Origin of the sequence: Hyalangium sp. (genome assembly GCF_035629615.1) — a bacterium.
Classification (GTDB): Bacteria; Myxococcota; Myxococcia; order Myxococcales; family Myxococcaceae; genus Hyalangium.
Genome location: NZ_DASPHO010000386.1, coordinates 1 through 3,426, shown reverse-complemented (window position 1 = coordinate 3,426; position 3,426 = coordinate 1). Strand labels below are relative to the sequence as shown.

General features: G+C 69.6%; 3 protein-coding genes. 2 read left to right on the top strand and 1 reads right to left on the bottom strand.

The window, feature by feature from the left end:
- The coding region (locus tag VD972_RS19725) for an endonuclease/exonuclease/phosphatase family protein (RefSeq protein WP_324989238.1) at positions 1-647 on the top strand (647 nt) is incomplete at its 5' end.
- 37 nt (positions 648-684) lie between these two features.
- Here the strand turns inward: VD972_RS19725 and VD972_RS19720 are convergent.
- Positions 685-1,422 carry a hypothetical protein gene (locus VD972_RS19720; protein ID WP_324989237.1) on the bottom strand — a complete coding sequence of 246 codons (738 nt, stop codon included), beginning with the start codon at positions 1,420-1,422 and terminating at the stop codon, positions 685-687.
- A gap of 456 nt (positions 1,423-1,878) precedes the next feature.
- Here VD972_RS19720 and VD972_RS19715 point away from each other — a divergent pair, with 456 nt between their 5' ends.
- On the top strand, positions 1,879-3,390 hold the full coding sequence (locus VD972_RS19715; RefSeq protein WP_324989235.1) for an ATPase domain-containing protein: 1,512 nt from the start codon (positions 1,879-1,881) through the stop codon (positions 3,388-3,390).
- The last annotated feature ends 36 nt before the right edge of the window (positions 3,391-3,426 follow it).

Below are 3,426 nucleotides of genomic sequence, written 5' to 3'. Positions count from 1 at the left end.
AGGTGGAGACCCTGCCATGTCTGGAGGCGCTCGAGGCCCGGCTGCCCGAGGTCTCCACGGCGGTGCTCGGGGAGATTGGCACACCGGCCTCGGTCGATGTGGCCATCCTCTCGCGCTACCCCCTCCGCGAGGTGCGCCGGCACCGGGCGCAGCGCCTCCTGCCGCTCCCGGATGGGACGACCACCTATTTCTCCCGGGAGCTCCTCGAGGTGCGGCTCGACGTCCAGGGCACCGAGGTCATCGTCTTCGCCGCCCACTTCCGCTCCAGGGTGAATGATGACCCGGCGCGCCGGTACGCGGAGGCCGAGGCTGCGCGAGACATCGTCATGGCCGTGGCCGCCGAGCGCCCGGGAGCGCTCGTGGTGCTGGGGGGCGATCTCAATGACGTTCCAGGCTCACCGCCCCTCGACGCGCTGGAGCGAGGGGGCGCGCTGGAGCGGGTCTCCCAGGATCGCCCGCTGGAGGAGATCGGCACGGTGTGGTTCCAGGGGGCGTCGCTCGCCATCGATCACCTCTACCGGGCCCGCGATGCCTCCGGCCAGGACGTACCCGGCTCGTTCCGCGTGGTGAGGGATGGCCCGGGAAGTGGCCTCGCGCGGTCGGACCACGCCGCCGTCCAGGCTGACTTCGAGCTCCCGCCCAGGTGACGGCGCGGGCCTGCCTGCGCCCGTCCTACTCCGGGACTCAGAACCGGCCGAACTTGAGCATCAGCGAGCCGGTGAAGCCGCTGAGGTCCTCCTGCCGCAGGCCTGTCAGCTCGACACTCCCGACGTACCGGTAGCCCACCCCCAGGGACACTCGGAGGAAGCGCAGGAGGTTCATCTCCACGGCAACGACGGGGTCGACGGTGAAGACGACGTCATTCTCCACCTCGCGATCCTGCCGCTGCATGCGGCGGATCCGGCTGTAGCTCACGGCTCCGCCCCCGATGAGCGTGCCGATGGAGCCGTGCACGAGCTTGTCCGGCAGGAAGATGTACTCGAGCCAGAGGCCGCCATAGGCGAACTCGGTCCGCAGCGCCTCGCCAATGTCCGGCGCGCCCGCGGGAGCCGGCACTCGGGTCGTCAGGGCGAAGCCGCCCGCACCGAGGACGAAGCGGTGGTTGGCGATCCAGCCACCCCGTCCGCCGAACAAGAGCGCATCGCGGCCCTGAATGCGGCTGTACACCAACACGGGGCCGCCATACCCGCCTGTGGACACGGTCCCGGAGATGAGCGTCTCCATGCCTGGCTTCGACTCCTCAGGAGGCGGGGGCGGAGGCGCCTTCGGGATGGGTGGAGCCTCGGGAGGCGGTGGCTCTTCCGCTGCAGGAGCCGGTGCGGGCTCGGCAGCAGGAGGAGGCTCGGGAGGAGGAGCCTCCTGGGCGAGCGCAACGCCCGCCGACAGGAAGAGGGCAAGGAACAGGAGGAGGGCTCGGCTCATACCCGCCTAGCAAAGCACGGTTCACGCCGGGGATCGTTCGTTCCTCAGGGCAGAGGTCTGCCGCTCTACAAACACCTGGGACTGATGGGTGGCCGACGGCTCTGCACAAGGGTCTGTGTCAAAAGCCCTGGCAGGGTGTCCGCTGGTGGACGCCCCGTGCAGCCAGGCTGTGACTTTTCGAGGAGGGTCTGAAAAATGCCGTGTGCCGCGTGACGGGCCGGTGCCTGATCACGCGGAAAGCAGCTCTGACGGCGTCCGTCCTTCTCCGAGTCCCCGTTCTCCTCGCGCCATGCCCCCCTGCTGCCAGTGCCCCCCCTGTCATGTTCCCGATGCTAGCGTGCGCGCGCCCTTGCCCTCCGAGGCCAGGGTGACCCGTCCCGCCGCGCCCCCGGCGTCCCGCCCGTCTGGGCCGGTGGGTCCCTCCTCCTCTCTCCTGGGGTACCGAGGCACCTCGCGATGACGGTCGTGGCCCCTCCCTCGCTTCAGCGCATCCCCAGTGGCGTCCTTGGCCTGGACGCCGTGCTCGACAGCGGGTTCCTCCAAGGAGGCACCTACATCATCGCGGGCATGCCAGGGACGGGGAAGACCATCCTCGGCAACCAGATCTGCTTCCACCACGTCGCCCATGGCGGCCGGGTCGTCTACGTCACCCTGCTGGCGGAGACGCATGGGCGGATGCTCGCGCACCTGCGCGGCCTGGCCTTCTTCTCCGAGGAGCCGCTCGCCTCCGCGCTCCACTACGTGAGCGCCTACCGGGTGCTCACCCAGGAGGGGCTGAAGGGCCTGCTGGAACTGCTGCGCCAGCTCATCCGCGACCACCGCGCCACCATGCTGGTGCTGGACGGGCTGGTGAGCGCCAGCGCCTCCGCGCCCAATGAGCTGGCCTTCAAGGAGTTCGTCCACGAGCTGAACACGCTGGTGAGCGTCATCGGCTGCACCACCTTCCTGCTCACCAACGGCCACTCGCCCAAGGACGTCCACCCCGAGCACACCATGGTGGACGGCCTCATCGAGCTGACGGACGAGCTCATTGGCGTACGCGCGGTGCGCGAGCTGATCGTCCGCAAGTTCCGCGGCAGCGCGCACCTGCGCGGCCGGCACGTGTTCCAGATCACCCATCAGGGCATCACCGTGTACCCGCGCTCGGAGGCCATGCTCACGGATCCCGTCTCCGTCCCGGGCGAGTACACCTCGCGCGTGCCGGTGGGCGTGCCGGCGCTGGACGAGATGCTGCGCGGCGGGCTCCAGCGCGGCAGCGCCACGCTGGTGATGGGGCCCTCGGGCAGCGGCAAGACGCTGCTGGGCTTGCAGTTCCTGGCCGAGGGTGTGGCGAAGGGCGAGCCGTGCGTGTACTTCGGCTTCTACGAGTCGCCGCCCCGGCTGGTGGGCAAGGGCCAGGCCATCGGACTGGATCTCGGTGGGGCCGTGCGAAGCGGAGCGCTGGAGATGATCTGGCAGCCGCCGGTGGAGCTGGTGCTGGATGCGCTGGCGGTGAAGATCCTCGCGGCCATCAAGCGGCGGGGTGTCCACCGGTTGCTCATTGATGGGCTGGTGGGCTTCAAGGAGTCCACCGTCCACCCGGAGCGCATCAACCGCTTCTTCGCCGCCTTCACCAACGAGCTGCGCGCGCTGGAGGTGACGACGGTCTTCACCGAGGAGACGCGGGTGCTCTTCGGCCCCGAGGTGGAGACGCCGGTGAAGGGGCTGTCCGCGCTGGTGGAGAACCACATCTTCCTGCGCCAGCTCGAGTGGAAGGGCGAGCTGCGGCGGGTGCTGGCCATCCTCAAGACGCGCGAGAGCGGGCATGACTCGTCCCTGCGCGAGCTCATCATCGACGACCAGGGGCTCCAGATCGGAGCCCGGTTCGACAGCACGAGCGCAGTGCTCACCGACCCAGGCCTGCCGCCGTCGCGGCGGCGGAGCAGTCGCGGCGCCGGCTCGCGCAAGAAACGAGGGGACAGGAAGTGAAGACCGTCCTCCTCGTCGACGACGAGCACGCCATCC

Excerpts from the sequence above, each read along its gene's own strand:
- VD972_RS19720 (WP_324989237.1), bottom strand. The coding sequence starts at position 1,422 with ATGAGCCGAGCCCTCCTCCTGTTCCTTGCCCTCTTCCTGTCGGCGGGC.
- VD972_RS19715 (WP_324989235.1), top strand. The coding sequence starts at position 1,879 with ATGACGGTCGTGGCCCCTCCCTCGCTTCAGCGCATCCCCAGTGGCGTC.